The 25,101-nt window shown below is 68.8% G+C and carries 18 protein-coding genes; 8 read left to right on the top strand and 10 right to left on the bottom strand.

Going from position 1 to position 25,101, the window contains the following annotated elements:
- Positions 1-41: 41 nt before the first annotated feature.
- The 4 genes from P7L68_RS19240 to P7L68_RS19225 form a co-directional block, all read right to left on the bottom strand.
- Positions 42-2,864: a beta strand repeat-containing protein gene (locus P7L68_RS19240; RefSeq protein WP_372000803.1), complete on the bottom strand. Its 2,823-nt coding sequence runs from the start codon at positions 2,862-2,864 to the stop codon at positions 42-44.
- A 178-nt stretch (positions 2,865-3,042) separates the two neighbouring features.
- Positions 3,043-4,449, bottom strand: coding sequence for an efflux transporter outer membrane subunit (locus P7L68_RS19235; protein ID WP_372000802.1), 1,407 nt, complete (start codon positions 4,447-4,449; stop codon positions 3,043-3,045).
- A gap of 5 nt (positions 4,450-4,454) precedes the next feature.
- Positions 4,455-6,332 carry a MacB family efflux pump subunit gene (locus P7L68_RS19230; protein ID WP_372006887.1) on the bottom strand — a complete coding sequence of 626 codons (1,878 nt, stop codon included), beginning with the start codon at positions 6,330-6,332 and terminating at the stop codon, positions 4,455-4,457.
- Positions 6,333-6,414: 82 nt separating this feature from the next.
- Positions 6,415-7,599, bottom strand: a complete 1,185-nt coding sequence (locus P7L68_RS19225; protein ID WP_372006886.1) for an efflux RND transporter periplasmic adaptor subunit — start codon at positions 7,597-7,599, stop codon at positions 6,415-6,417.
- A 254-nt stretch (positions 7,600-7,853) separates the two neighbouring features.
- Between P7L68_RS19225 and P7L68_RS19220 the strand changes: the two genes are divergently transcribed.
- The 3 genes from P7L68_RS19220 to P7L68_RS19210 all read left to right on the top strand — a co-directional run bounded on the left by P7L68_RS19220 (position 7,854) and on the right by P7L68_RS19210 (position 12,284).
- Positions 7,854-8,543, top strand: coding sequence for a response regulator transcription factor (locus tag P7L68_RS19220; RefSeq protein WP_372000800.1), 690 nt, complete (start codon positions 7,854-7,856; stop codon positions 8,541-8,543).
- Complete coding sequence (locus P7L68_RS19215) at positions 8,540-9,889, top strand: ATP-binding protein (protein ID WP_372000798.1); 1,350 nt, start codon at positions 8,540-8,542, stop codon at positions 9,887-9,889. Before P7L68_RS19220 ends, P7L68_RS19215 begins: the two co-directional genes overlap by 4 nt.
- Positions 9,890-10,037: 148 nt before the next feature.
- Positions 10,038-12,284 (top strand): methyl-accepting chemotaxis protein, encoded by a 2,247-nt coding sequence (locus P7L68_RS19210; RefSeq protein ID WP_372000796.1) that lies wholly within the window; start codon positions 10,038-10,040, stop codon positions 12,282-12,284.
- Between the two features lie 19 nt (positions 12,285-12,303).
- On the opposite strand, the gene P7L68_RS19205 is transcribed toward P7L68_RS19210, so the two are convergent.
- Together P7L68_RS19205 and P7L68_RS19200 are read right to left on the bottom strand one after the other, a co-directional pair.
- Complete coding sequence (locus P7L68_RS19205) at positions 12,304-13,179, bottom strand: hypothetical protein (RefSeq protein WP_372000794.1); 876 nt, start codon at positions 13,177-13,179, stop codon at positions 12,304-12,306.
- 43 nt (positions 13,180-13,222) lie between these two features.
- Positions 13,223-13,861 carry a LysE family translocator gene (locus P7L68_RS19200; RefSeq protein WP_372000792.1) on the bottom strand — a complete coding sequence of 213 codons (639 nt, stop codon included), beginning with the start codon at positions 13,859-13,861 and terminating at the stop codon, positions 13,223-13,225.
- 161 nt (positions 13,862-14,022) lie between these two features.
- On the opposite strand from P7L68_RS19200, the gene P7L68_RS19195 reads away from it, so the two are divergent.
- A complete protein-coding gene (locus P7L68_RS19195) occupies positions 14,023-15,480 on the top strand; it encodes a GNAT family N-acetyltransferase (protein ID WP_372000790.1) in 1,458 nt (485 codons plus the stop codon).
- A gap of 24 nt (positions 15,481-15,504) precedes the next feature.
- On the opposite strand, the gene sbnB is transcribed toward P7L68_RS19195, so the two are convergent.
- Together sbnB and sbnA are read right to left on the bottom strand one after the other, a co-directional pair.
- The gene (gene sbnB / locus P7L68_RS19190) at positions 15,505-16,545 is read right to left on the bottom strand and encodes a 2,3-diaminopropionate biosynthesis protein SbnB (protein ID WP_372000788.1); all 1,041 of its coding nucleotides are present in this window, start codon (positions 16,543-16,545) and stop codon (positions 15,505-15,507) included.
- Positions 16,542-17,525 (bottom strand): 2,3-diaminopropionate biosynthesis protein SbnA, encoded by a 984-nt coding sequence (sbnA, locus tag P7L68_RS19185; RefSeq protein ID WP_372000787.1) that lies wholly within the window; start codon positions 17,523-17,525, stop codon positions 16,542-16,544. Before sbnA ends, sbnB begins: the two co-directional genes overlap by 4 nt.
- A 289-nt stretch (positions 17,526-17,814) precedes the next feature.
- Between sbnA and P7L68_RS19180 the strand changes: the two genes are divergently transcribed.
- A complete protein-coding gene (locus P7L68_RS19180; RefSeq protein WP_372000785.1) occupies positions 17,815-19,266 on the top strand; it encodes a GNAT family N-acetyltransferase in 1,452 nt (483 codons plus the stop codon).
- Between the two features lie 2 nt (positions 19,267-19,268).
- On the opposite strand, the gene hutC is transcribed toward P7L68_RS19180, so the two are convergent.
- On the bottom strand, positions 19,269-20,003 hold the full coding sequence (gene hutC / locus P7L68_RS19175) for a histidine utilization repressor (protein ID WP_372000783.1): 735 nt from the start codon (positions 20,001-20,003) through the stop codon (positions 19,269-19,271).
- Positions 20,000-21,265, bottom strand: a complete 1,266-nt coding sequence (hutI, locus tag P7L68_RS19170) for an imidazolonepropionase (RefSeq protein ID WP_372000781.1) — start codon at positions 21,263-21,265, stop codon at positions 20,000-20,002. Before hutI ends, hutC begins: the two co-directional genes overlap by 4 nt.
- Before the next feature lie 96 nt (positions 21,266-21,361).
- Here hutI and P7L68_RS19165 point away from each other — a divergent pair, with 96 nt between their 5' ends.
- The 3 genes from P7L68_RS19165 to hutG are packed head-to-tail and all read left to right on the top strand — an operon-like array spanning position 21,362 to position 25,091.
- Positions 21,362-22,729, top strand: a complete 1,368-nt coding sequence (locus P7L68_RS19165; protein ID WP_372000779.1) for a formimidoylglutamate deiminase — start codon at positions 21,362-21,364, stop codon at positions 22,727-22,729.
- A complete protein-coding gene (gene hutH, locus P7L68_RS19160) occupies positions 22,726-24,282 on the top strand; it encodes a histidine ammonia-lyase (protein WP_372000777.1) in 1,557 nt (518 codons plus the stop codon). Before P7L68_RS19165 ends, hutH begins: the two co-directional genes overlap by 4 nt.
- Positions 24,279-25,091, top strand: a complete 813-nt coding sequence (gene hutG, locus P7L68_RS19155) for an N-formylglutamate deformylase (protein ID WP_372000776.1) — start codon at positions 24,279-24,281, stop codon at positions 25,089-25,091. The genes hutH and hutG overlap by 4 nt, the downstream gene beginning before the upstream one ends.
- Positions 25,092-25,101: the final 10 nt, after the last annotated feature.

Below are 25,101 nucleotides of genomic sequence, written 5' to 3'. Positions count from 1 at the left end.
AATCGTGAAGACAGGGGCGGCCTTGAGGCGATGGCCCGGGGTCAGAGGATGAAGTCGCCGGCGGCAAGGCCGCTTGCTCCGGCAACGAAAATGGCGAAATCGGCAAGGCGATCGCCGTTGACGTCCGCCTCGATCAGCAGGCCGGATGTGGCGGAAACCGTGTGGAGCTGCATGGCTTTGCCGGTGAAGCCGGACGTGCCGATGAAGGAGAAGGTTCCGTTGAACGCCGACAGGTCGATCTTGTCGCCATCCGCCCGCCTGAAATCGACGATGGTGTCGCGGCCCGAGGTGGCGGTCGTACTGTCGCCGGTGCCCGTGTAAATGAAGCGATCACCACCGGCACCGCCAGTGAGCTGGTCTGCACCCACCCCCCCCATCAGCAGATCCGCGTCATTGCCACCGGAGATGGTGTCGTTGCCACGATTGCCGAAGAACTGGTCCCGGCCGGCACCGCCTTTCAGAAGGTCGTTGCCGTCGCCGCCATCGACCAGATCGGTGACGGCGCTGCCGGTGAACTGATCATTGCCGCCGCCGAGGTCGATGACGGTGTTGGGGTCGGTGTAGCCGCCGAGGCCCGAGAGATCGAAGATGTCGGCGCTGCTGGAGCCGGAGAGGTCGTAATTGCCGATGTCGAGCTTTTCGACGCTGTCGGTGGCCTTGACGGTGAGGCGGGTGGTCCAGGCATTGGCGGTGAGCCGGATGGTATCGGTGCCGGCACCGCCGAGATAGGTGTCGGCATCGAAGCGGCCGGCGAGTTCAAAGACGTCGTTGCCGGCGCCGCCTTCGAGCTGATCGTTGCCGGTGCCGCCATAAAGGGCATCGTCGCCGGCACCGCCTTTCAGAAGGTCGTTGCCGTCGCCACCATCGACCAGATCGGTGACGGCGCTGCCGGTGAACTGATCATTGCCGCCGCCGAGGTCGATGACGGTGTTGGGGTCGGTGTAGCCGCCGAGGCCCGAGAGATCGAAGATGTCGGCGCTGCTGGTGCCGGAGAGGTCGTAATTGCCGATGTCGAGCTTTTCGACGCTGTCGGCGGCCTTGACGGTGAGGCGGGTGGTCCAGGCATTGGCGATGAGCCGGATGGTATCGGTGCCGCTACCGCCGAGATAGGTGTCGGCATCGAAGCGGCCGGCGAGTTCAAAGACGTCGTTGCCGGCGCCGCCTTCGAGCTGATCGTTGCCGGTGCCGCCATAAAGGGCATCGTCGCCGGCACCGCCTTTCAGAAGGTCGTTGCCGTCGCCACCATCGACCAGATCGGTGACGGCGCTGCCGGTGAACTGATCATTGCCGCCGCCGAGGTCGATGACGGTATTGGGGTTGGTGTAGCCGCCGAGGCCCGAGAGATCGAAGATGTCGGCGCTGCTGGTGCCGGAGAGGTCGTAATTGCCGATGTCGAGCTTTTCGACGCTGTCGGCGGCCTTGACGGTGAGGCGGGTGGTCCAGGCATTGGCGATGAGCCGGATGGTATCGGTGCCGCTACCGCCGAGATAGGTGTCGGCATCGAAGCGGCCGGCGAGTTCAAAGACGTCGTTGCCGGCGCCGCCTTCGAGCTGATCGTTGCCGGTGCCGCCATAAAGGGCATCGTCGCCGGCACCGCCTTTCAGAAGGTCGTTGCCGTCGCCACCATCGACCAGATCGGTGACGGCGCTGCCGGTGAACTGATCATTGCCGCCGCCGAGGTCGATGACGGTATTGGGGTTGGTGTAGCCGCCGAGGCCCGAGAGATCGAAGATGTCGGCGCCGATGGTGCCGGAGAGTTGGTAATTGCCGATGTCGAGCTTTTCGACGCTGTCGGTGGCCTTGACGGTGAGGCGGGTGGTCCAGGCATTGGCGGTGAGCCGGATGGTATCGGTGCCGCTACCGCCGAGATAGGTGTCGGCATCGAAGCGGCCGGCGAGTTCAAAGACGTCGTTGCCGGCGCCGCCGTCGAGCTGATCGTTGCCGGTGCCGCCATAAAGGGCATCGTCGCCGGCACCGCCTTTCAGAAGGTCGTTGCCGTCGCCACCATCGACCAGATCGGTGACGGCGCTGCCGGTGAACTGATCATTGCCGCCGCCGAGGTCGATGACGGTGTTGGGGTCGGTGTAGCCGCCGAGGCCCGAGAGATCGAAGATGTCGGCGCTGCTGGAGCCGGAGAGGTCGTAATTGCCGATGTCGAGCTTTTCGACGCTGTCGGTGGCCTTGACGGTGAGGCGGGTGGTCCAGGCATTGGCGATGAGCCGGATGGTATCGGTGCCGGCACCGCCGAGATAGGTGTCGGCATCGAAGCGGCCGGCGAGTTCAAAGACGTCGTTGCCGGCGCCGCCTTCGAGCTGATCGTTGCCGGTGCCGCCATAAAGGGCATCGTCGCCGGCACCGCCTTTCAGAAGGTCGTTGCCGTCGCCACCATCGACCAGATCGGTGACGGCGCTGCCGGTGAACTGATCATTGCCGCCGCCGAGGTCGATGACGGTGTTGGGGTCGGTGTAGCCGCCGAGGCCCGAGAGATCGAAGATGTCGGCGCCGATGGTGCCGGAGAGTTGGTAATTGCCGATGTCGAGACGTTCGATGCTGCCGGTGGTCTTGACGGTGAAGCGGGTGGTCCAGGCATTGGCAGTGAGCCGGATGGTATCGGTGCCGGCACCGCCGATATAGGTATCGGCTCCGAAGCCGCCTGAGACGATCAGGATGTCGTTCCCGGCGCCGCCATCCATCGTGTCGTCGTCGTTGCCACCCACGAGCTGGTCATTGCCGCTTTCGCCGGAGAGCACGTCGTTCCCGCCCTGACCTGCCAGGATATCGTCTCCCGCACGACCCAGGATGAGGTCGTGACCGATCGTACCGGTGATCCGGTCTGCGCCGGCCCCGCCCGCAAAGTTTGCCATGCTGAAATGCCTCGAAAGATCATGTCGGTCATCAGGACATGAGGCGTATGCGCCATGGCTGCCGGGGTGCGGAAGAATTGCGGGCCGAAGGCGATGCGACGCTCATCCGGCATGATGACGGTGCCGGATGAGCGGATGGTAACCCTGGTGTGTTTCGGTTTGAAGATACTATCTGAGGTTATGGAATGGCAGGCGTGGCCGAGCCGCCGAGGGCCTGATAGAGGGTGATCATCGCCCGGATTTCCTCCAGCCGGTTTTCAAGCAGGTTGAGTTCCGCCGTGCGGCGGGTTTCCTGGGACTCCAGCCAGGACTGGAGGTCGATGGCACCTGCCCGGTAGCGGGTTTCGTAGATCTGTTCGGCGGCCCGGGCGGCGTCCAGCGCCGCCTGAAGGCGCAGGTCGCGGTCGGCCCGGCGGCTTCGCGCCGAAAGTGCGTTTTCGGTATCGGCAAAGGCCTGATAGAGGGTCTGGCGGAAATTGACGACCGCGGCCTCGTAATCGGCTTCCGACGTGCGGATGGTGAGGTCGCGTTCGGTCCAGTTCAGGAAGGGCAGGGTCAGCCCCAGGCCGAGCGTCGCCACCGGGTTGGCGAGCAGGTCGCGCAGTGCCACGCTGCTGCCGCCCAGGCTGCCGGTCAGCGAGAAGGTCGGCAGATAGCTGGCGCGGGTGGCGTCGATATCGGCAAGATTGGCGCGCAGCCTGAGTTCCGCCGCCCGGATGTCGGGCCGGCGGGCCAGCACGCCCGCCGGCAGCCCGGCAGGGATGGCCGGCAGCATGCCGTCGGGCAGGCGCTCCCGGGCCAGATCCACCGGCTGGGGTGGGGCGTCGAACAGGATCGAGAGCGCGTTGTCGTTCTCCACCTGGCTTTGCAGGATCAGCAGGCGTGCGGCTTCCTGCGATTCGACATTCTGCCGGGCCTGGAAGCGGTCGAGATCCGAGACCGCACCGGCGCGCCAGCGCACTTCGACGATGTCGGCGATCCGCCGCGCGTAGTCCAGGCTGGCATCGGCCAGGGCCAGGCGCTGGGTGAGATAGACATGGGTCCAGTATAGCTCGGCCGTGGTGGCGGCCAGGCTGAGGGCGGTCGCCTGCCGGTCCTGTTCGGTAGCGGCGGCCTCGAAGCGGGCGGCATCGAGCGTGCGCCCCAGCCGGCCCCAGAGATCCAGCTCCCAGCTGACGGTGAGGTTGGTGGAATAGCTGGTGCCGCTGGTGTCGTCGGCCAGCTCCCGCTCCCGCGAGGCCTGAGTGGACGATCCGAATTGCGGCAGGGTGTCGTCCTCGGCAAGCCCGGCCTGGAGCTGGGCCCGTCGGACGGCGATCGCCGCGGCGGCGAGGTCGTTGTTGCGGGCGAAGGCCCGGTCGATCAGCCGGTCGAGTTCCGGTTCGCCGAAAACTGCCCACCAGGCATCGGCCCGGACGGATGCCGCATCGACGGTTTTCGCCACGGCCCGGTCGGCGGTACTGCCCTGTTGCCAGCCGACGGGAAGCTGAAGGGCCGGCCGGTCATAGGGCGTTTCGAGCAGGGTGCCGCAACCGGTGAGCGCGGTCGCGACCAGCAGGGCGAGGGAGATGCGCAGAGGGGTCATGGAGGTCATTCCCGCGCCAGGGCCTCGACCGGATCCAGCCGAGCGGCGGAACGGGCGGGCAGGAAGCCGAAGATGATGCCGATCAGGGTGGAGCAGGCGAAAGCGGCGACGATCGAGGTGCCGGAATAGACCATGGCGACGCCGTTCTGCTCCAGCAGCGCGCCGATGGCGAAGGCGAGCCCGACACCCAGCGCACCGCCCAGCAGGCAGACCAGCACCGCCTCGATCAGGAACTGGCGCAGGATATCGCCCTGGCGCGCACCCACCGCCATGCGCACGCCGATCTCGCGTGTCCGCTCGGTGACCGAGACCAGCATGATGTTCATCACCCCGATGCCGCCGACGATCAGCGAGATGAGCGCGATCATCGAGACCAGCAGGGTCATGGTCTGGGTCGTGCTCTCGATCGTCTGGCGGATGGTGTCGGTGTTCATCATGAAGAAGTCCCGCACCCCGTGACGGCGGGTCAGCAGCGCCTGGATGTTCCGCTCGGCCACGTCGCTCGCCACGTCGTCGGAGACGCGGACGGTGATCCGCTGAAGGTAGTTCTGGCCCAGCACCCGGTTCATGGCGGTCGTGTAGGGGATCCAGACATTGAGTGCGTCGGAACTGCCGAAGGCGCTGTCCTGGGTGTTGGCGACCCCGATCACCCGCACCGGCACGGTGCCGAGGAAGATCACCTCGCCGATCGGGTCGACACCATGCTTGAACACCTCGTCGCGGGTCTTGGTGTCGATCACCGCTTCCTGGGCGCGCCGCTCGACGCTCTGATCGTCGAAGATCTGGCCGTCGGCCATGGTATAGCCGCGCACCCGGAAGAATTGCGGCCCGACGCCCGAGATCGAGGCGGTGAGCGAGACATTGCCGTAGCGCAGCGTCGCCGAGCTTGAGACCTGCGGCGTGACGCTGTCGACATAGGGCTGGCTTGCCAGGGCTTCGGCATCCGACGGCAGCAGGGTCCGCACGCGGCCGGCGCGCATGTCGCCGAAGCTCTCGCCCGGCATCACGTCGATGGTGTTGGTGCCGATCGACGAGATGCTTTTCAGGATTTCCTGCTGCGAGCCCTCGCCGAGGGCGACCACCGAGACCACCGAGGCGATGCCGATGATGATGCCGAGCATGGTGAGGAAGGTGCGCAGACGATGGGCCACCATCGCACGCAGGGCCATACGGAAGGCTTCGAGGTGACGGGCAATGCCGAAACCGCCGCGCCGGCCGGCCGGCGGCAAGCGGTCGCCGGTGGGGGCACCGGCATCGGGCTTGCGGCGGTCGGCGATGATCCGGCCGTCGCTGATCTCGATGATCCGGTCGGCGATCGCCGCCACCTTGGCATCGTGGGTCACGATGATGATGGTGTGGCCCTGCTGATGCAGTTCGCCCAGCAGCTTCAGCATCTCTTCGCCGCTGCGGCTGTCGAGCGCGCCGGTGGGCTCGTCGGCCAGGATCACCCGGCCGCCGTTCATCAGCGCGCGGGCAACGCTGACCCGCTGCTGCTGGCCGCCCGACAGCTGGCTCGGCCGGTGGCCGGTGCGGTCGCCGAGGCCCAGCCGGCCCAGCAGGTCGAGCGCCCGTTCCCGCCGGCTGCGGCGGTCGCCGCCGGCATAGACCGCCGGGATCTCGACATTCTCGACCGCGGTCAGGGTGGAGAGCAGGTGGTAGCGCTGGAAGATGAAGCCGAAATGCTCGCGGCGGAGTTCGGCCAGCTCGTCGGGCTCCAGCTCGCGGGTGTCGCGGCCGGCGATGCGATAGGAACCGGCGCTGGGCCGGTCCAGGCAGCCCAGGATGTTCATCAGCGTCGACTTGCCCGAGCCGGAGGCGCCGATGATGGCGACCATCTCGCCCGCTTCGATGTCGAGATCGACATCCTGGAGCACCGCAACCATGCGGTCGCCGGCCGGGAATTCGCGGCGCAGGCCGCGCACCCTGAGCAGGGGGTCTCTGGCGGTATCGGTTCCGGTCACGGGCTCAGAATCCCATCGGGCCACGGGGGCGACGCGGCTGCATGTTGGTGCCGACGGTGGCGGTGTTGGTGGCGACGACCCGCTCCCCCTCTTCAAGCCCGGTCAGGATCTGGGCCTGAACATTGTTGTCGATGCCCACCGTCACCTTACGGGGAGTGACGGTGCCGTCCGTGCCCAGCACCTGAACCGTGTAGCTGCCGTCGGCTGCCCGGGTGCCGAGAGCGGATGAAGGGATCACCAGCGCGCCGGGTGCCCGCTCGATGATGATCGAGACCTGGGCGGTCATCGAGATCCGGAGCTTGCCGTCGGGATTGGGCACGTCGAACAGCGCGTCGTAATAGATCGCCGTGCTGGACGAGGAGGACGAGCTGCTCGACGACGACGAGGCGGTGGTGGAGCTGGAGGTGGTGGCCACCGATTCCGGCGCCGGATAGACCGAGCGCAGCTTGCCGGTATAGCGCTGGCCGGGTTCGCCCAGAATGGTGAAATAGACGTCCTGGCCGGGCACGACGCGGATGACGTCGGCTTCCGAGACCTCGGCGGTGACGGTCATGGTGTCGAGCTGGGCCAGCATGACGATGGTCGGCGCGCTCTGCACCGCATTCACCGTCTGACCCTCTTTGGCGACCACGGCCACGATCGTGCCGTCCATGGGCGCGGTGATCCGGGTGTAGCCCAGATCGACCTTCGCCGTGTCGACGGTGATTTCGGCCTGGGCGATCTGGGCTTCCAGTGCTGCGAGTTCGGCCTTCGTGGTCGCAAGCGTCGCCTCGGCGCTCTCGTAATCGGCCCGGGCCCCGGCGCGGCCGGCCAATAGTTCGCGTTCGCGCCGGAAGGCGAGTTCCGCCTGTTTCAGCGCAGCCTGTTTGGCGCGATACTGGGCGCGGACATTGGCGAGCGCGGCTTCGGCATTGCGCAGATCGTTCTGCTGGTTGAGCGAATCGATCTCGGCAATCAGGTCGCCGGCCTTGACCTTGTCGCCGACATCGACCGCAAGCGTCTTGACCTGGCCCGAAACCTGGGCACCGACGCTGACCATGTTCACGGCTTCAAGCGTGCCGTTGGCAAGCACGGTGTCTTCAAGATCCGCCCGGTGAACGGCAACGGTCGGCGGCGGCGCCGGCGGCGCTTCGGGGAAGGCATAGCGCCAGACGCCGTAACCGCCGGCGGCGAGGACGAGGATGAGCACGGGCAGCCGCAGGGCGCGCAGGCGCCGGGCGAAGCCGGAGGAGGAACCTGAGGACGGGGAGGACACGGGATGAACGGCTCGATCCTGAGTGACGCGGAGAAGTCGGGCACGAGCATAACCGAGCGGAGGGCTGCCGTCGGTAAGGCCTGTGTCGATGATACGTAAAACCCCGGTAAAACCGACGCGAGCCCCCTCACACCCGGCTGCGGGCCGGTATATGTTCGGCCCAACGTCATGACGGCACAGAGGGATCCATGTCCGGCCCGCGCATCCTGATGATCGACGACGATGCCGAACTCGGTGCCATGCTGACCGAGTATCTGGCCGGCGAAGGCTTCGACACCATGCTTGTCACCACCGGTGATGCCGGGCTGCAGGCGGCACTCGGGGGCGGCTATGCGGCCGTGCTGCTCGACATCATGCTGCCGCGGATCGGCGGGCTGGACGTGCTGCGCCGGCTGCGGGCCGCGAGCCGGGTGCCGGTGATCATGCTCACCGCCCGCGGCGACGACGTCGACCGTGTGGTCGGGCTGGAACTGGGCGCCGACGACTATGTGCCCAAGCCCTGCTATCCGCGCGAGCTGGTCGCACGTCTGCGCGCGGTGCTCCGCCGCAGCGAGGCGGCGGCGCTGGTGGCCCCGGCTTCGATCGAGGCCGGGCCGATCCGGCTGGAGACCGAGGCCCGGCGGGTGACGGTGGCGGGCGAGGCCGTCGAACTGACGGCCACCGAGTTCAACCTGCTGGAACGGCTGATCCGCGCCGGCAACCGCGTGGTCGCCAAGGACGAGCTGTCGCGCGAGGTGCTGGGCCGGCCGCATGAGAGCTATGACCGCAGCATCGATGTCCATATGAGCCATCTGCGTCGCAAGCTGATCGAGCGCGGCCTCGACGAGACCGTGCTGGAGACCGTGCGCGGCGTGGGCTATCGGGTGAATCGTGCATGACCACGCCCGTCCTGGCCGCCCTGAGGGGCCGGCTGTTCTGGAAGATCCTGTTCGGCTTCGGCCTGACCTTTTTCCTGATGGTCCAGACACTCTGGGTTGCCATCCAGCTGTTCGACGATCCACCGCGGCCGATCGTACACCTGTTCGAGGACCGGCTGGCGCCGGTAGAACTGGCCTCGGCGGCGGCCGTGCTGGAAAGCGGCGGCCTGCCGGCGCTGCGACGCCTGATCGCCGCCTGGCCCGAGAGTGAGCGGGCAGGGCTGGTGGTGCGGCCGGCCGATCATGGCACACCGGCCGCCTCTGTCGTCATCCGCCGGGATGAGGTGCTGATCCGGTCTGTCACGGCGCCCGACGGGTCGGTCTGGCAGCTGTCGCGCGACCTGTCGGACCTGCGCATGCCGCCGCGTCCGGGCGGGCCGTTCCGGCTGCCGCCCGAGATCATCATGTTGGGGGTGGGCGGCGGGCTGGTGTTCAGCACCGCGCTCGCCCGCTATCTGATCCGCCCGATCCTGCGGTTGCGCCGGGGCTTCGACGACCTGGCCGGGGGCGATCTGGCCGTGCGGCTGGGGCCGGCGATGGGGCGACGACGTGACGAGCTTGCCGATCTGGCCCGGGATTTCGACGTCATGGCGGCGCGGTTGGAACAGACGGTGGCGGCGCGCGACCGGCTGCTGCACGACGTCTCGCACGAGCTGCGCTCGCCGCTCGCCCGGCTGCACATGGCGGTGGGGCTGGTGCGTCAGTCGCCCGACCGGGTGGCGGTGACGCTGGACCGGCTGGAGCTTGAAACGGCGCGGCTGGACACGCTGGTGGGTGAGTTGCTGACACTCTCGCGGGTGGAGAACGACGCCCCCCGCCGGGAGGACTATTTCGATCTGCACGGGCTGGTGGCCTCGGTGGTCGCCGATGCCCGGTTCGAGGCCGGGCCCGCCGGGGTGACGGTGGAGAGCCACGTCACCCCGGCGGCGAGCCTTACGGGCGGCGCGATGCTGATCAAGGGCAGCGCCGAACTGATGCGGCGGGCGGTCGAGAACATCATCCGCAACGCCCTGAAATTCTCGCCCGAAGGCGGGGCGGTCACCGTGTCGGTGGATATCGACGAACGCGGGCGTCGCCATGTGCTCAAGGTCCGCGACCGGGGGCCGGGGGTGCCGCCCGAGATGCTGGCCTCGATCTTCGAGCCCTTCGTGCGGGGCCCCGATGGCAGCCGCAACCAGGGCTACGGCCTGGGCCTCGCCATCGCCCGGCGCACGGTCGAGGCCCATGGCGGGCGGATCATCGCCGCCAACCGGTCGACCGGCGGGCTGGAGATGACGGTGACGCTGCCCTGGACGATGACGGCGTGATCGCACCCAGGCATGCGGGTGAATGACTCGTTCATTAAATGTCATTGCACCGTCATGCGGTTGTCATCACCACCCTATACCTGTTGGCAAATTGGTCTCCCCGGTTTTGGGGGGACCGTTCGCCAATCGGTTCGGGAGCGTGCGTTCCATGACCATCCGTCGCAAGCTGACGATCGGCTTTGCCGTTCTGCTGGTTCTGGCCGTGGCAGGCTTTGGCGCGGCGGTGGTGGCACTGGACAGGGCCGGCACCGGGCTTGCCGCCTATAAGGACGATGTCGGTGCCGCCCGTGCCATGGCTGCGGCCGAGGCCGACCTTGTCGCTGCCGGTGCAGCGGCGGATCTGCTGGTCGCAACGGGCGATCCGGCACGGCTGGAGGCATTCCGCAGCCATGTCCGGGCAGCCGAGGATCGCATCGACGATCTGGGGGCCGCGGCGGCCGAGGTCGCGGCGGCGACCCAGGCTTTCGGCAAGGCGGTCGAGGAACTGGCCGAGGTGGAGATTGCCCGCGGCACGCTCTGGCGGGAACAGATGGAGCCGGCCTTCAGAACCTCGGAAGGTGGGCTGACCGACATCATCCGCGAAAGCTATATCGATCAGGACATCCAGTCGGCCTATCAGGCGGCGGTGATCCAGCGTTTCCTGCTGACGGCGCGGGAAGAAGCGGGCCTGTTCATGGCGTCGGGCAACATGGCCCATGCCGATGCGATGGATGCGGCGCTGGCTGAGACCAAGCGGGCGGTGCTGTCGCTGGAACTGAAGATGATGCATCCGGGGCGTCTGGAGACGCTGTCGAAGATTTCGACCTTGCGTAATGATCTGGCCAAGGGGGCGAAGACCCTGCGTGAACTGGTCGGCCAGGTTGCCGAACGCCGGACCGAGGCGGTGGAGGTGCTGGGGCCCAGTGCGGCACGTCTGCTGGCCGAAACCCGGCGCAGCCTGACCGAGACCGCCGATGCCCGCGGCGCCGCCGAGGCCGCCGCCACCGCCGATACCCGGTTCGCAATGATCGCCCTGGCCGTGGTGGCGGCCGTGGCGGCCCTGCTTGCCGGGCTGATCATCGGACGGGCGGTTACCCGGCCGATCGGCGGCATGCGCAAGGTGCTGGCCCGTGCGGCGGAAGGCGACCTGACCGCCGAGCATGACGGCGGCCGACGCAATGACGAGGTCGGCGCCATGGCCCGTGATCTGGACCATATGCTGGCCCGGCTGCGCGGCGATCTGGGCCGGGTGCGTGATGTCGGCGCCTCGCTGGCGGTGCGCTCACGCGATCTGGACCGGATGGGTGGCCGGCTGGGCCAGGCCGCCGACCAGACCGACGGCCGGGCGGCCGGCGCGCGCGATGCGGCCGGACGGGCGATGAACGTCATCTCGGGGCTTGGCTCGATCGCGGAAGAACTGTCGGCAAGCGCCGCTGCGGCATCGGATGCGGTGCAGCGCATCGTCGTCGCCAATCGCAATCTGGATGGCCATGCGCGTTCGGTGACCGAGGCGATGCGGGCCGCCGTCGATGAAGGCCGCGAGGTCGGCCGGATCGTCGCCGACGGTGCCGAAGCCGCCCATGCCGCGACCCGTTCGGTCAACCGGCTGGACGAATCGAGCCGCAGCATCGGCTCGGTCAATCAGGTGATCCTGGATATCGCCCAGCAGACGCACATGCTGGCGCTGAACGCCCAGATCGAGGCCGCACGCGCGGGCGAGGCCGGGCGCGGCTTTGCGGTGGTGGCAGGCGAAGTGAAGCGCCTTGCCGCCCAGTCGGCCGATGCGGCCGAAGAGATCGGCGCCAAGATCGTCGCCAGCCAGGCTGTGGTGGGCGAGGTGGTCGCGGCCATGGCCGATCTGGAAACCCGGATCGGGCGGATCGAGGCCGGTATGGCCCGGATCGCCGAAGCGGTCGGCCGGGCCGATGGTGCGGCGTTTGCCATCGCCCAGGCGGTGGCGGAGCAGGCCGGAGCAGCCGATGAAATCGCCGGCAGCAGCGCCGAAGTGGCGCGTGCAGCAGGCGAAGTGGCCGAAGCTTCGGTCCAGGCGCGAGAAGCCGGAGATGCGGTGCTGCGCGAGCTGGAGGCGCTGGGGGCTGCATCGGCCGACAACCGCATCGCCGCCCGCACCAGCGCCGAGGCGGCAGCCGAACTGATCGGCGATGCCGACCAGCTGGCCGAAATGGTGGCAGGCTTCCGGATCGACGACCGCGATCAGCCGGTGGCGAGCGAGGCTGCGGCAGTGGAAACCGCCGTCGAGACACGGCATGCGGCAGCCGGACCGGTCGCACCGGCCACGCCGGTTGCCGCAGAGCCGGCCGCCGGTCGCCCGGTGGTGACCACCTCGCCGCGCCCCCGACGCAGCAGTGGCCGGCCGATCCCGCTCAAGGCAGCGGCCATGGCCGATCGGGATTGACCCGAGGCGGTCGTTTCGATCAGTGCAGCCGGTAGCCCTGGAGGAGGGGTTGCGAGCAGAGCTGGTCGATCTGGCGGGCTTCCAGCGTCTTCGAGCGGAATTGCGAGGGCACGTCGCGGCCGACCCTGCGGGTGACACCGGTAAGCGACACGCCGTCAAAGATCGTCTGATTGGCGATGATCGCCTGCCAGCGATGGCGCAGACACAGCCGCCAGGCAATGCGCCCGGCCAGCCGGCCGAAAGCCGCCGGATCGCTGGTGTGGATCAGCCGGCCGAAAGGCTCGAACCAGCGCCGGCGCACGGTCTTGAACATGGCATAGACCGGCGGGCCGTCGGGATCCTCGATCGCGACATGGTGGCAGTTACGCAGGTCGCGATGCTCGGCCAGGATGCGGAGCGACGCGGGATCGATCCGGTCCGGCACCAGCCGGTTGCCGACCCGGTAATCCGGCCGGCCAAGGCTGGTCGGCAGGGGATAGAAGGCGACGACACCGGTCTCCAGATCCCTGAAGCCGAAACGCGCGCCGATATCGTAGACCGTCTGGGTGGGCGTGTGATTGACGATGGTGCGCTTGCGCATGCCGATCACCGGCAGCAGCAGGTTCAGGCTTTCATCGCGATGGCTGTCGCGGACATACCAGCTGTGAATCTCGCAGAAATCCTGCGGCTGGCCGTCGATCTCGCGGGTGGTGAACAGGGTGCCCAGAAAGCCGGTCACCTCTTTCTCGTCTTCCATCAGGAAGCCGTAATAGCCCTCGTTACCGCCCCAGACCGGGCGGAACATGCGCCGCCGGGCATCGAGCGGCAGATTGCGGGCATTCAGGGTCGATGACCGCAGCAGTTTGTAGACGGCGAACATATCGCTTTCGACCGCGCGCCGGATCCGGACCGCCATGCGTTTGGACCTCCTTTGGGCGAGTGCCGGCGCCGGCCGCGACTCAGCGGACGTCGACGGCGAGCTTGAGACCGAACAGCACCAGAACCCCGCCGGTCACCCGGTCGAGCCAGGCGACCACCGCGCCGCGCCTGAGGATCGAGGCGAGACGGCGCGTGGCAAGGGTGATGGCCAGGAACCAGAGCAGGCCTTCGACGGCGTGGATGCCGGCGAAGGCGAGGCTCCAGGTGAGCACGTCGCCGCCTGCCGGAATGAATTGCGGCAGAAAGGTGACGTAGAACACGCCGACCTTGGGGTTGAGCAGGTTCGTGAGCAGGCCGCGCATGAACCAGCCCTGGCCGCGGGCCCGCGGCGCTGCCGCCGTGGCCGTGGCATCCAGCGCCGCGCCGCCGGTGCGCGCGCCGCGGATCATCGAGATGCCCATCCAGATGAGCCAGGCGGCACCGATGATCCTGAGGGTTTCATAGGCGAACTGCGAGACCGCCAGCACGGCACCCAGCCCGACCGCAGCCATCACGCCCCAGGCAAGCACGCCGATGCAGATGCCGGCCCCCGCCTGCATGCCGCGCTTCGGCCCCTCCACCGCCGCGGTGCGCAACACCAGCGCCGTATCGAGGCCGGGGGTCAGGGTCATCAACAGGGCGGCCAGGGTGAAGGCCAGGGTGGCGTCGATCGGCGTCATGCGGACCAGGCTCCGGCATGGAAACAAGGGGGGGGTGGATCGATGATAGCGGCGACCCCTGGCGACAGCACGTCGTTTTATTGATCAACTGAAAGTAGATATGGTCCACAATCTCCGGCATCCTGTTTCAGGGGACGCGACCAGGACCGGGGAGGCGTGCCATGACCCTGATCGATCTGCCCGTCATCGGACGGGCACCGGAAACCAGACGCATCACCGGCCTGCCGGCCCAGAACCCGGCAGGTGCTGCCGGGTTGCCGCCGCCCCATGCCGTCGCGGTCCGTCTCGATATCGGCCCGGAGCGGATAGACGGACGGCTTTCGGGTGACCCCGCTGCCGGCTGGTGTTTTACGGCGGCCACCGGATACCTGCCCGAACGGGTGGTGCAGCGGCTTGCGGATCCGGCGATCGCCGTGGCGGTGATGCCCGAGATCGACCGCCGTGCGCTCCGCCACCTGCGGGTGGGTCCGCTCAGGCTGGCGGTTGCCTCGGTCGATGCGGGCGCGGGCGTGATCCGGCTGACGGCGGCGATCTGCGGGCCGGTGGCCGACCGGCTGCCGCGTCCGGCCGAACCGCTGCCGGCGATGCTGGACGGGCGCAGCCTGAACCGGCGGCGATTGCCGGCCCTGGTTACCGCCATCGGGCCGTATGAGGCGGTGGCCGAGATCACGGGGCCGGCCGCCCTGCTGATCCCGGGCACGATGATGACCCTGACCGTGACACGGCCCTGGGCGGCCCCCTTCCGACTGCGTGGCCGGATCGTTGCCGCAGAGATGCGAGGGGACGATGCCGGGGCACGGATCGTGCTGCGCATGGCCGATCCTGCCTCGGTGGACCGGGCGGCGGTGCTGGCCACCTGCACCGCGCCGGGTTTCGGCATCCATGCGCTCTGGACCTATGGGCTGAAGCCCCGTGGGCTGATGCGGCATCTGCGGGTGGTGCCGGTAGCGGGGCTGGCCGACATGGCGACCGTCTACAGGCTGCGGCGGGATGCCAACCAGTTCTATGGCCGCAGGCCCGATGCCCATGACCCGGAGGCCTGGGCCGATCCGCTCGATGCCTGCTCGATCCTGTTTCTGGGCCTGCTGGGCGACAAGCCGATCGCCACCGCCCGGCTGGTGGTCAATGGCAGCGACCGGTCCAGAAGCGAATTGCAGGCCCTGGTGCCGGTGCCGGAGGAATTCTGGGAGGGCGGCTTCGTCGAGGTGTCCCGGCTGGTGGTGCATCCGGATTTCCGCGGCAACCGCATCCGCCTCGACATGTTCCGGGAGGTGGAGCGGCTGGCCCTGGGGCTGGGGGTGCGCTATCTGCTGTTCGACGCCATCCCCAAGCTTGCCCCGCTTTACGAGGCGGTGGGCGGCCGCCGGCTGCCGCTGACCAAGAAGCATCAGGACAGCGACGAGATCGAGCAGGTCATGTATGTCGACATGCGCGCGATCCTGGGCCGGGTGAACCGGTTCTCGGCGGTGTGGCTGGCAGGCTTCGGCGGCACGCTGGGCCGGCATCTGGCGATTGCAGGGCGGGGGCCGACCGATGTGATCCTGGGGCCCGACCGGCGCAGCCCCGCCGCGGCGGTGATCCGCGGCATGGGCCGGCTTCTGGCGTGGCCGGGCGGCTGAGCGGACATCACCGCCGGGCGGGTATCAGAGACCGAGGGTCGCCGTGCGCGGGAAGAAATCGGGCACCGCGATCCCGCCGCCCTGGCCGGTGACCGCCTTCCAGACATCGAGGCCGAGGGCCAGATCCAGAATGCCCATGCCGAAGGGCGAGAAGATCCTGGGCCGGCTGCGGTCGGGTGCGATGCGCCCATGCACCGCATCGGCGACGGTCCCGGCAACGAAGCCGCGATCGCCACGCGCCTTTTCCACCAGATGCAGCGAGGTATCGGCCTTAAGGGCGTGATCGACATCGTCGACCAGATTCCAGGCCGACAGGATCACCTCCGGCCCCAGATCGCGCAGCGAGACGTGAAGCACGGTCGGCGCATGGGCGAAGAGCTCCGCGTCCATCACATGCGGCCGGCCGGCGGTGGTGGCGAAGATCACCAGATCGGCGTGACGGATCGCCGACGAGATATCCGCCGTTGCCCGGGTCGCAATCCGCCGGCGCAGCCCGATCGCATCGGCGAAGGCGGTGGCGCGGGCGAGGTCGAGATCATGGACCACCAGGCCGCCCGCATGCCAGCCGGTGGCAAAAAGCATGTCGGTGATCGCCCGGGCGATCGGCCCGGCGCCGATCACCGCCACCTGTCGCGCCCGCCTTTCCGGGCCGTGGAGCAGTTCGGCCCCGAGCACGGCCGAGGCGGCGGTGCGGGCGGCGCTGATGATCGAGCTTTCCAGGCAGGCGAAGGGGTAGCCGGTCTGGGCGTCGTTCAGGACGAGCACCGCCGAGGCGCGGTCGATGCCGCGGGCGAGATTTCCCGGAAAGCTGGCGATCCACTTGATGCCGGAAACCGGCGCATCGCCGCCGATCGCGGCCGGCAGGGCGATGATCCTGTCGCCGGGACGGTCGGGAAAGCGCAGGAAATAGCTGTCGGGATTGACGGTCAGGCCGGCATCATGGGCGAGATATGTGTCCCGCACCAGGGCGACCAGATGGCCGGGGCGGGCGGCAAGGGCACGGCGGACGGCCTCGGCACCGATGACGGTGAAGGGGGCCGGCTGAAGCATGCGATCATCGGTCATGCGGCAAGGGCCTCGGCAATGTCGGGGGGCAGATCGGCATAGCGGCTGCCGATCCAGGCGGCGTCGTAGAGCGTGGCCGCATAGCGGTCGCCCAGATCGGGCGAGAGGGCGACGACCGTGGCTCCGGGCGGGATGGCGCCAGCGGCGGCATGGCGGGCGATGCCGGCCAGAACGGTGCCGGTGGAGGCGCCGATCAGGAAGCCGTGCCGGCGGCGGAAACGCCAGCAGGCGGTGACGGTTTCGGTCTCGGGTACGATCACCTGTGCATCCAGCATCGCCGCCTCGAAAAGCGGCGGCTGCTGGCTGGCGCCGAGCCCTGGCAGATAGCGCCGGCCGGGGACCTGGCCGAAGGTCACCGAGCCGACACTGTCGACGCCGATCACCCGGGTCTGGGGGGCGTTGATGCGGAAATATTCCGCACAGCCCATGGCCGTACCGGCGGTTCCGACACCGACGAACAGGAAATCCGGCCGATCGACCCGCCGGCGCACGGCAGGGCCGGTCCAGCGGTGATGGGCCCATTTCGCGGCCGGATTGCCGTATTGATTGGTCCACACCCAGCCGGCATGGCGGTCGAGCAGGGCGGCGATCCGCCTGAGCCGCGTGCCGAGATAACCGCCGTTCTCGTCAGTCTCCGTCACCGGTTCCATCCGGCCGCCGGTGGCCTCGATCATGTCGCGGGTGGCGGGAGAGATGTTGGGGTCCGAGACGCAGACGAAACCATAGCCGAGCGCCCGACAGACGATGCTGAGCGCCAGCCCCAGATTGCCTGACGAGCTTTCGACCACCGTGGCGCCGGGCTTCAGCCGGCCGGACCGTTCCATATCGGCGATCATCGCGACCGCGGTCTTGAACTTGATCGAGCCTGCGGGGTTCAGCCCTTCGATCTTGAGCAGGATATCGATACCGCCACCCGCATCGATGCGGACCGGCAGGAAGACGTCATCCTGAATCAGGGCCGTGAGGTCTTCTATGTGCATGGCGAACCCTCCGCCGAGGCGCAGGTGGTCGCGGCCATCCGCGAAAAGGATGCGCGGACCGTGAAAATCATGCCGCGTATAAGCAAAAAGAATATCATTCAATGGTTGATTATCAACCGCGAAACGTTCCCCGCTCCGGCGCCCTCATCCCGTGGCCCCTCCGGGCCGGGTTCAGGGTGAGAATCTCATTTCGTGAGACGTGATTTTGATTATCAACCCATGGTGATTATCATTTACAATCAAAGATATCATAATTCAAAAGACCCACCCGCCACTGGGGAGGCGCGCCATGACGCTGATCGATCTGCCTGTCAGAGATGCAATGGCCGGGCCTGAAGCTGCGGAGGCGACGCGCGCGCCATCTCCGATGGCGGCGGTCGGGCTGCCGCCGCCGCACGCAGTCGCCGTCTGCCTGCATGTCGGGACGGAACGGCTGAACGGGCGGCTGGCGCTGGAGGCCGATGGCGGCTGGTGCTTCATGGCTGCGGCCGGGCGGTTGCCGGATGTGGTTGCCGGGCGGCTGGCCGATCCGGCGGCGGCGGTGGCGGTCGAGCCCCGGGTCGACCGGCGGGCGATCCGCCGCCGGCGGCTGGGGCCGCTCCGGCTTGTCCGTACCTCGGTGGATGCCGACCGGGGCGCCATCCGGCTGGAGGCCGCGATCCCGGCGCCGGTGGTGGATCAGCTGCCATGTCCGACCGGGCCGCTGCCGGCGATGCTGGACGGGCGGAGCCTGAACCGCCGGCGGCTGCCGGCTCTGGTCACGGCCATCGGCCCCTATGAAGCGGTGGCGGAGGTGACCGGCCCGGCGGCCCTGCTGGTGCCGGGCACGCTGATGACCCTGACCGTGGTACGCCCATGGGCCGCGCCTTTCCGGTTGTGCAGCCGGATCATCGGGGTGGAGAGCGGAGGGGAAGCGGTGCGCGTCCTGCTGCGCATGGCCGACCCGACCGCGATCGACCGGGCGGCGGTTCTGGCGGCCTGTACGGCGCCGGGATTCGGTATTCAGGCGCTCTGGACCCATGGGCTGAAGCCGCGCGGGCTGATGCGGCATCTGCGCGTGGTGCCGGCGGCGGGGGCGGCGGATATGGTGACGGCCCGCGCGCTCCGGCGCGATGCCAATCAGTTCTACGGGCGCCGGCCCGAGGCGCGCGACCCGGCCGACTGGGCCGACCGGCTGGACGGCTCGTCGCTCCTGTTTCTGGCCTATCTGGGCGACAAGCCGATCGCCACCGCCCGGCTGGTGGTCAATGGCGGTGACCGGTCGCTGAGCGAATTGCAGGCTCAGGTGCCGGTGCCCGAACAGTTCTGGGAGGGTGGTTTCGTCGAGGTCTCGCGGCTGGTCGTCCATCCGGATTTCCGCGGCAACCGCATCCGCTATGATCTGTTCCGCGAGGTGGAGCGGCTGAGCCTGTCGATGGGCGTGCGCTTCATGCTGTTCGATGCCATCCCCCGCCTTGTGCCGATGTATCAGGCGGTGGGCGGCAAGCCGCTGCCCCTGACCAAGAAACATCCCGACAGCGACGAGACCGTCCGGGTGATGTATGTCGACATGCGCTCGATCCTGGGCCGGGTGAACCGGTTCTCGGCGGTGTGGCTGGCGGGCTTCGGCAGCACGCTGGGCCGGCATCTGGCGATCGAGGGGCGGGGGCCGACCGATGCCATCCTGGGCCCGAAGCGGCGAAGCGTCGGGGCGGCGGTGATCCGCACCATGGGCCGGCTGCTGGCGCGTGCCAGCGGTTGAGATCAGAAACCCGCCGCCAGCGGCATGGTGCCGGGGCCGGCGCGGAAGCGGGTGCCAAGCCGGAACCGGGTGCCCGGATGGGTGAGGATCGCGAGCGTGACCACGCCCCGATCGACCCAGGTGCGGCGGGTGAGCCTGAGGCACGGGTCGTTGCGGGCGATGCCCAGCCGGGCGGCAATGGTCTTGGGGGCGGCGGTCGCCTCGATCACATGCTCGACCTCGGGCGCGGCATGGAGGCCCGAGAGATAGGCGGTGGGGGTGATACGGGTGAAATCCTGGGCCGGATAGTCCGGCGCCAGAACCGGGTTCACCCAGCGCTCTTCATGCTGGATCGGCACGTCGTTTTCGGTATGCAGCACGATCGAGTGCCAGAGCCGGGCGCCCTCGGGCAGGTTCATCTGCCGGGCGAGGGCGGCATCGGCCCGCACCTCGTCCAGCACCTCCACCCGCGCGGCGTGGCGATTGCCGCGGGTGGTGATCTCGTCGGCGATCGATCGCAGCTCCACCACCGAAACCCCGGGCCGGCGCTCGGCGACGAAGGTGCCGACCCCCTGGACGCGGGCGAGCAGGCCCTCGTCGGTCAGTTCACGCAGGGCGCGATGCACGGTCATCCGGCTGACGCCGAATTCTTCGAGCAGGCGGTTCTCCGACGGCAGCTGGCTGCCTTCGGGCCAGTCGCCTTCGACCACCCGGGCGCGGATCGCTTCCTTGATCCGGCGGTAGAGCGGCTGGGTCATGCGGCGGCGGCCTGTGCGAAGCCCATGCGCGGATCCCGCGGCCGGCCGGCCTGGACCACCTGGATGCAGGGGTTGAAGCCGACCATATAGGCAAGCTCGGCGGGGGTACCGATGCGCCAGAGGGCCAGGTCGGCACGCTGGCCCGCCGCGATGGTGCCGCGATCGTCAAGCCCAAGCGCCTGCGCGGCCACCCGGGTGACCCCGGCCAGCGCCTCTTCGGGCGTCAATCGGAACAGGGTGCAGGCCATGTTGATCATCAGCAGCAGCGAGGTCACCGGCGAGGTGCCGGGGTTGCAGTCGGTGGAAATGGCGATAGGCACGCCGGCCGACCTGAGTTCCAGGATCGGCGGCAGCTGCTTTTCGCGCAGCATGTAGAAGGCGCCGGGCAGCAGCACCGCGACCGTACCGGCGGCGGCCATGGCCCGCACGCCGTCGGCCCCGAGATATTCCAGGTGATCGGCCGACAGCGCGCCGAATTCGGCGGCGAGCACCGCGCCCTTCTGGTCGCTCAACTGTTCGGCATGCAGCTTGACCGGCAGGCCGGCGGCGCGTGCCGCCTCGAACACCCGCCTGGTCTGGTCGGTGGAGAAGGCGATCCGCTCGCAGAAGGCATCCACCGCATCGGCGAGGCCGGCCTCGGCAGCCGCCGGGATCATCTCGCGCGCCACCAGATCGACATAGGCCTCGGCATCGTCGGCGAATTCGGGCGGCAGGGCATGAGCACCAAGCAGGGTGGTGCGGATGTCGACCGGACGGCGGGTGCCGAGTGCCCGGGCGGCGCGCAGCATGCGCAGCTCGGTATCGGTCTCAAGCCCGTAGCCGGACTTGATCTCGACGGTGGTGACACCCTCGGCGAGCAGCGCATCCAACCGGGGCAGGGCGTCGGCGACCAGCCGGTCCTGATCGGCGGCACGGGTGGCGGTGACGGTGGAAAGAATGCCGCCGCCGGCCTTTGCGATCTCTTCGTAAGAGGCGCCGTTCAGGCGCAGCTCGAATTCCCGCGCGCGGTTGCCGCCATGGACCAGATGGGTATGGCAGTCGATCAGCCCGGGCGTCATCCAGGCGCCGCCGGCATCGATCACGTCGGCCGCCAGGGCGCCGGGCAGCCCCGGCAGATCCCGTGCCGGGCCGACCCAGGCGATGCGGCCGTCCTTTACGGCAATCGCGGCATCGCCGATCGCCCCATAGGCCTCGTCGCCCGGGACCATGGTTGCCACATGCAGGTTCACCCAGATCCGGTCCCAGCGGGGTGCCGTGGTCATGGCCGTCGTCTCCATTCCGGTCGCGTCGAGAACGATCTTGTCAGACTTGTCTAAGCTTGTATAGGCTTGTCTAGGTCAAGACCGGAGCGGAGCCAGATGCAGAGACTGTTCCTGAAGACTGCCCGCCTGCCTGCGGGCTGGGCGCGTGATGTTCTGGTCACAATAGACGCGGCCGGCCGGATCGCCGCAGTCGACACCGACACCGTGCCGGCGGGCGACGTGCCGCGTTTCGATGGTTATGCCGTGCCCGGCATGCCGAACCTGCACGGCCATGCCCATCAGCGGGCGATCGCCGGCTTCGGGGAGCGGGCCGGGGCCGAAGGCGCCGACAGTTTCTGGAGCTGGCGGGCCGCCATGTATCGGGCGCTCGGCCGGATGACGCCCGAAGATTTCGAGGCCGTGGCCGCCTGGGGCCAGGTCGAGATGCTGAAGGCGGGCTTCACCGCACTCGGCGAGTTCCATTACCTGCATCACGACCTTGACGGCAGCCCCTATGCCGATCCGGCGGAGATGAGCCTGCGCGCCGTCGCTGCCGCGCGCGAGACCGGCATCGCGCTGACCATGCTGCCGGTGCTTTACGCCGCATCGGGCTTCGGCGGCCTGCCGCCGACGGAAGGCCAGCGCCGTTTCATCCTGGATGCCGATCGCTTCCTGGCCCTGGTCGCGCGGCTGGAGAGCGAAGCCGCGACCGATCCGCATCTGGTGGTCGGCATCGCCCCGCATTCCCTGCGCGCCGTGCCGCCGGCTCTGCTGGCCGAGGTGCTGGCGGCGCGGCCGACGGGCCCCGTGCATGTCCACATCGCCGAACAGCCGCGCGAGGTGGCCGATTGCCTGGCCACCACCGGCGCCCGGCCGGTCGACTGGCTGTATGACCATGCCGAGGTCGACGGGCGCTGGTGCCTGGTGCATGCGACCCATATCACCGAAGGCGAGCGCGGCCGTATCGCGCGGAGCGGCGCCGTGGCCGGGCTCTGCCCGGTGACCGAGGCCAATCTGGGCGACGGCATCTTTCCGGCCGAGGCCTTCCTGGCCGAGGGCGGGCGCTTCGGTATCGGCACCGACAGCCATGTCTCGATCGGCGTCGCCGAGGAGTTGCGGCTGCTGGAATACGGCCAGCGGCTGGTGAGTGGCCGGCGCACCGTGCTGTCGGGCGGCGCCGGCAGATCGACCGGCGAGACGCTGCACCTGACGGCGGTAGAGGGCGGTGCCGGGGCGCTGGGGATCGATGCCGGGCGCATCGCGCCGGGGGCGCGCGCCGATATCGTGGTGCTGGACGCCGCGGATGCCTTGCTGACCGGCCGCCGGCCGGAAAGCGTGCTCGACGGCTGGATTTTCGCCGCCAACCGCCCGCTGGTCACCGATGTTTTCGCCGGGGGTCGCCATGTCGTGGCGGGCGGCCGGCATATTCACGAGGACGCCATCGCCCGCCGCTTCCGGGCCGCGCTCGAAAGGCTGCATGCATGACCGAGACCACCGAGACCCTGGTCCTGGCACCCGGCCGGATCCCGCTCGACGATCTTCGCCGGATCTGGGCGGAGCGGCCACACCTGGTGCTGGACGGTGAGGCGCCGGCACGGATGGCGGCGTCGGCCGCGATCGTCGAGCGCATCGCGGCCGGCGAAGAGGCCGTCTATGGCATCAATACCGGGTTCGGCAAGCTGGCCCAGAAGCGGATCGCCGCCGGTGACCTCACCCGCCTGCAGCGCAATCTGATCCTGTCGCATGCGACAGGCGTGGGGGCGCCGCTTGCGGCACCGGTGGTGCGGCTGATCCTGGCGATCAAAGCGGCGAGCCTGGCGGTGGGCGCCTCGGGCGTGCGGAGGGAACTGGTGGAAGCGCTGCTGGCGCTGCATGCCGCGGACGTGCTGCCGGTGATCCCGTCCAAGGGCAGCGTCGGTGCCTCTGGCGATCTGGCGCCGCTTGCCCATCTCTGCGGCGTGCTGCTGGGGATCGGCGAGGTGACGGTTGGCGGCGAGCGTCTGCCGGCCACGGACGGGCTGGCGCATGCCGGGCTCGCCCCCTTCGATCTGGGGGCCAAGGAAGGTCTGGCGCTGATCAACGGCACCCAGGTGTCGACCGCGCTGGCGCTGGACGGGCTGTTCCGGATCGAGCGCTGCTATCGTTCCGCCCTGGTTTCGGGCGCAATCGCGGTCGAGGCGGTGATGGGCAGCCATCGGCCCTTCGATCCGCGCATCCATGCGCTGCGCGGCCAGCCCGGCCAGATCGATGCGGCGGCAGCCTATCGTGACCTGCTGGCGGACAGCCCGCTGAACGCCGCCCATCAGGGACCCGACTGCCACCGGGTGCAGGACCCGTATTCGCTGCGCTGCCAGCCGCAGGTGATGGGCGCGGTGCTGGACCAGATGCGCATGGCGGCGCGTACGCTGACCATCGAGGCCAACGGCGTGACCGACAACCCGCTGGTGATGACCGACACGGGCGAGGTGATCTCGGGCGGTAACTTCCATGCCGAGCCGGTGGCCATGGCCGCCGACCAGCTGGCGATCGCGGCTTCCGAGATCGGCGCGCTGGCGGAGCGGCGGATCGCGATGCTGATCGACGCCTCGATCAGCGGCCTGCCGGCTTTCCTGGTGGCGGATGCCGGGCTCAATTCAGGCTTCATGATCGCCCATGTGACCGCCGCGGCGCTGGCGTCCGAGAACAAGACCCTGGCCCATCCGGCCAGCGTCGACAGCCTGCCGACCTCGGCCAATCAGGAAGATCATGTCAGCATGGCGACCTTTGCCGCCCGGCGGCTGGGCGACATCGCCGACAATGTGTCGGAGATCGTGGGCATCGAGCTGCTGGCGGCGGCGCAGGGGCTGGAGTTCCACCGGCCACTCCGCGCGGCGGCCAAGGTCGAAGAGGCGGTGGCGCGGATCCGCGCGGTGGTGCCGTCTTACGACACCGACCGCTATTTCGCCCCGGACCTGACGGCAGCGGGCAACATGGTGCGCGAAGGCCGCTTCTGCGACCTGACCGAGGTGAGCCTGGAGAGGGAGGGCATGGCCGGATGACCGGTGAGACGACGGTGCACGAGGTTTACACCCTTCGCCGCGGCGGTTCCGCGCTGGTGGTGAGCATGCCCCATTGCGGCACGGGGCTGTTCGACGGGCTGGAGGCGCGGCTGACGCCCGAGGCGCTGGATCTGGCCGATACCGACTGGCACATCCCCGAACTCTATGACTTCGCGGCGGACTTCGATGCCACGATCATCGCCGCCCGACTGTCGCGCTATGTGGTCGACCTGAACCGGCCGTCCTCGGGCGAGAGCCTCTATCCCGGCCAGGCGACCACCGGGCTCTGCCCGACGACGCTGTTCGACGGCCGGCCGCTCTATCTGGCCGGTGCGGAACCGGACGCGGCCGAGATCGCCGGGCGGGTGGCCAGCTATTGGCAGCCCTATCATGCGGCGCTGGCGGCGGAACTCGACCGGGCCAGGGCCGCCCATGGCCATGCGCTGCTCTGGGATGCCCATTCGATCCGCGGCGTGGTGCCGCGGCTGTTCGAGGGGCGGCTGCCGGATCTGAACATCGGCACCGCCCGCGGCGCAAGCATGAGCCCGGAGCGCAGGGCGCGGGTCGCCGCGGCGGCGGAGGCGGCGGCCGGAGCGGCGGGCTATGGCCATGTGGTCGACGGCCGCTTTGTCGGCGGCCACATCACCCGCAACTATGGCCGCCCGGATCAGGGTGTCGAGGCGATCCAGATGGAACTGGTCCAGGAGACCTATATGGAAGAGAACGGCCCGCCCTTCAGCTTCCTGCCGGAACGCGCGGCCCGCATCCGGCCGGTGCTGAAGGCGGTGATGGCGGCCTTCATCGGCTGACGGCCGCCTT

Source organism: Tistrella mobilis, from assembly GCF_041468085.1.
Taxonomy (GTDB): domain Bacteria; phylum Pseudomonadota; class Alphaproteobacteria; order Tistrellales; family Tistrellaceae; genus Tistrella; species Tistrella mobilis_A.
The sequence above is the reverse complement of the archived record's forward strand: the minus strand, read 5'-3'. Positions and strand labels throughout refer to the sequence as shown.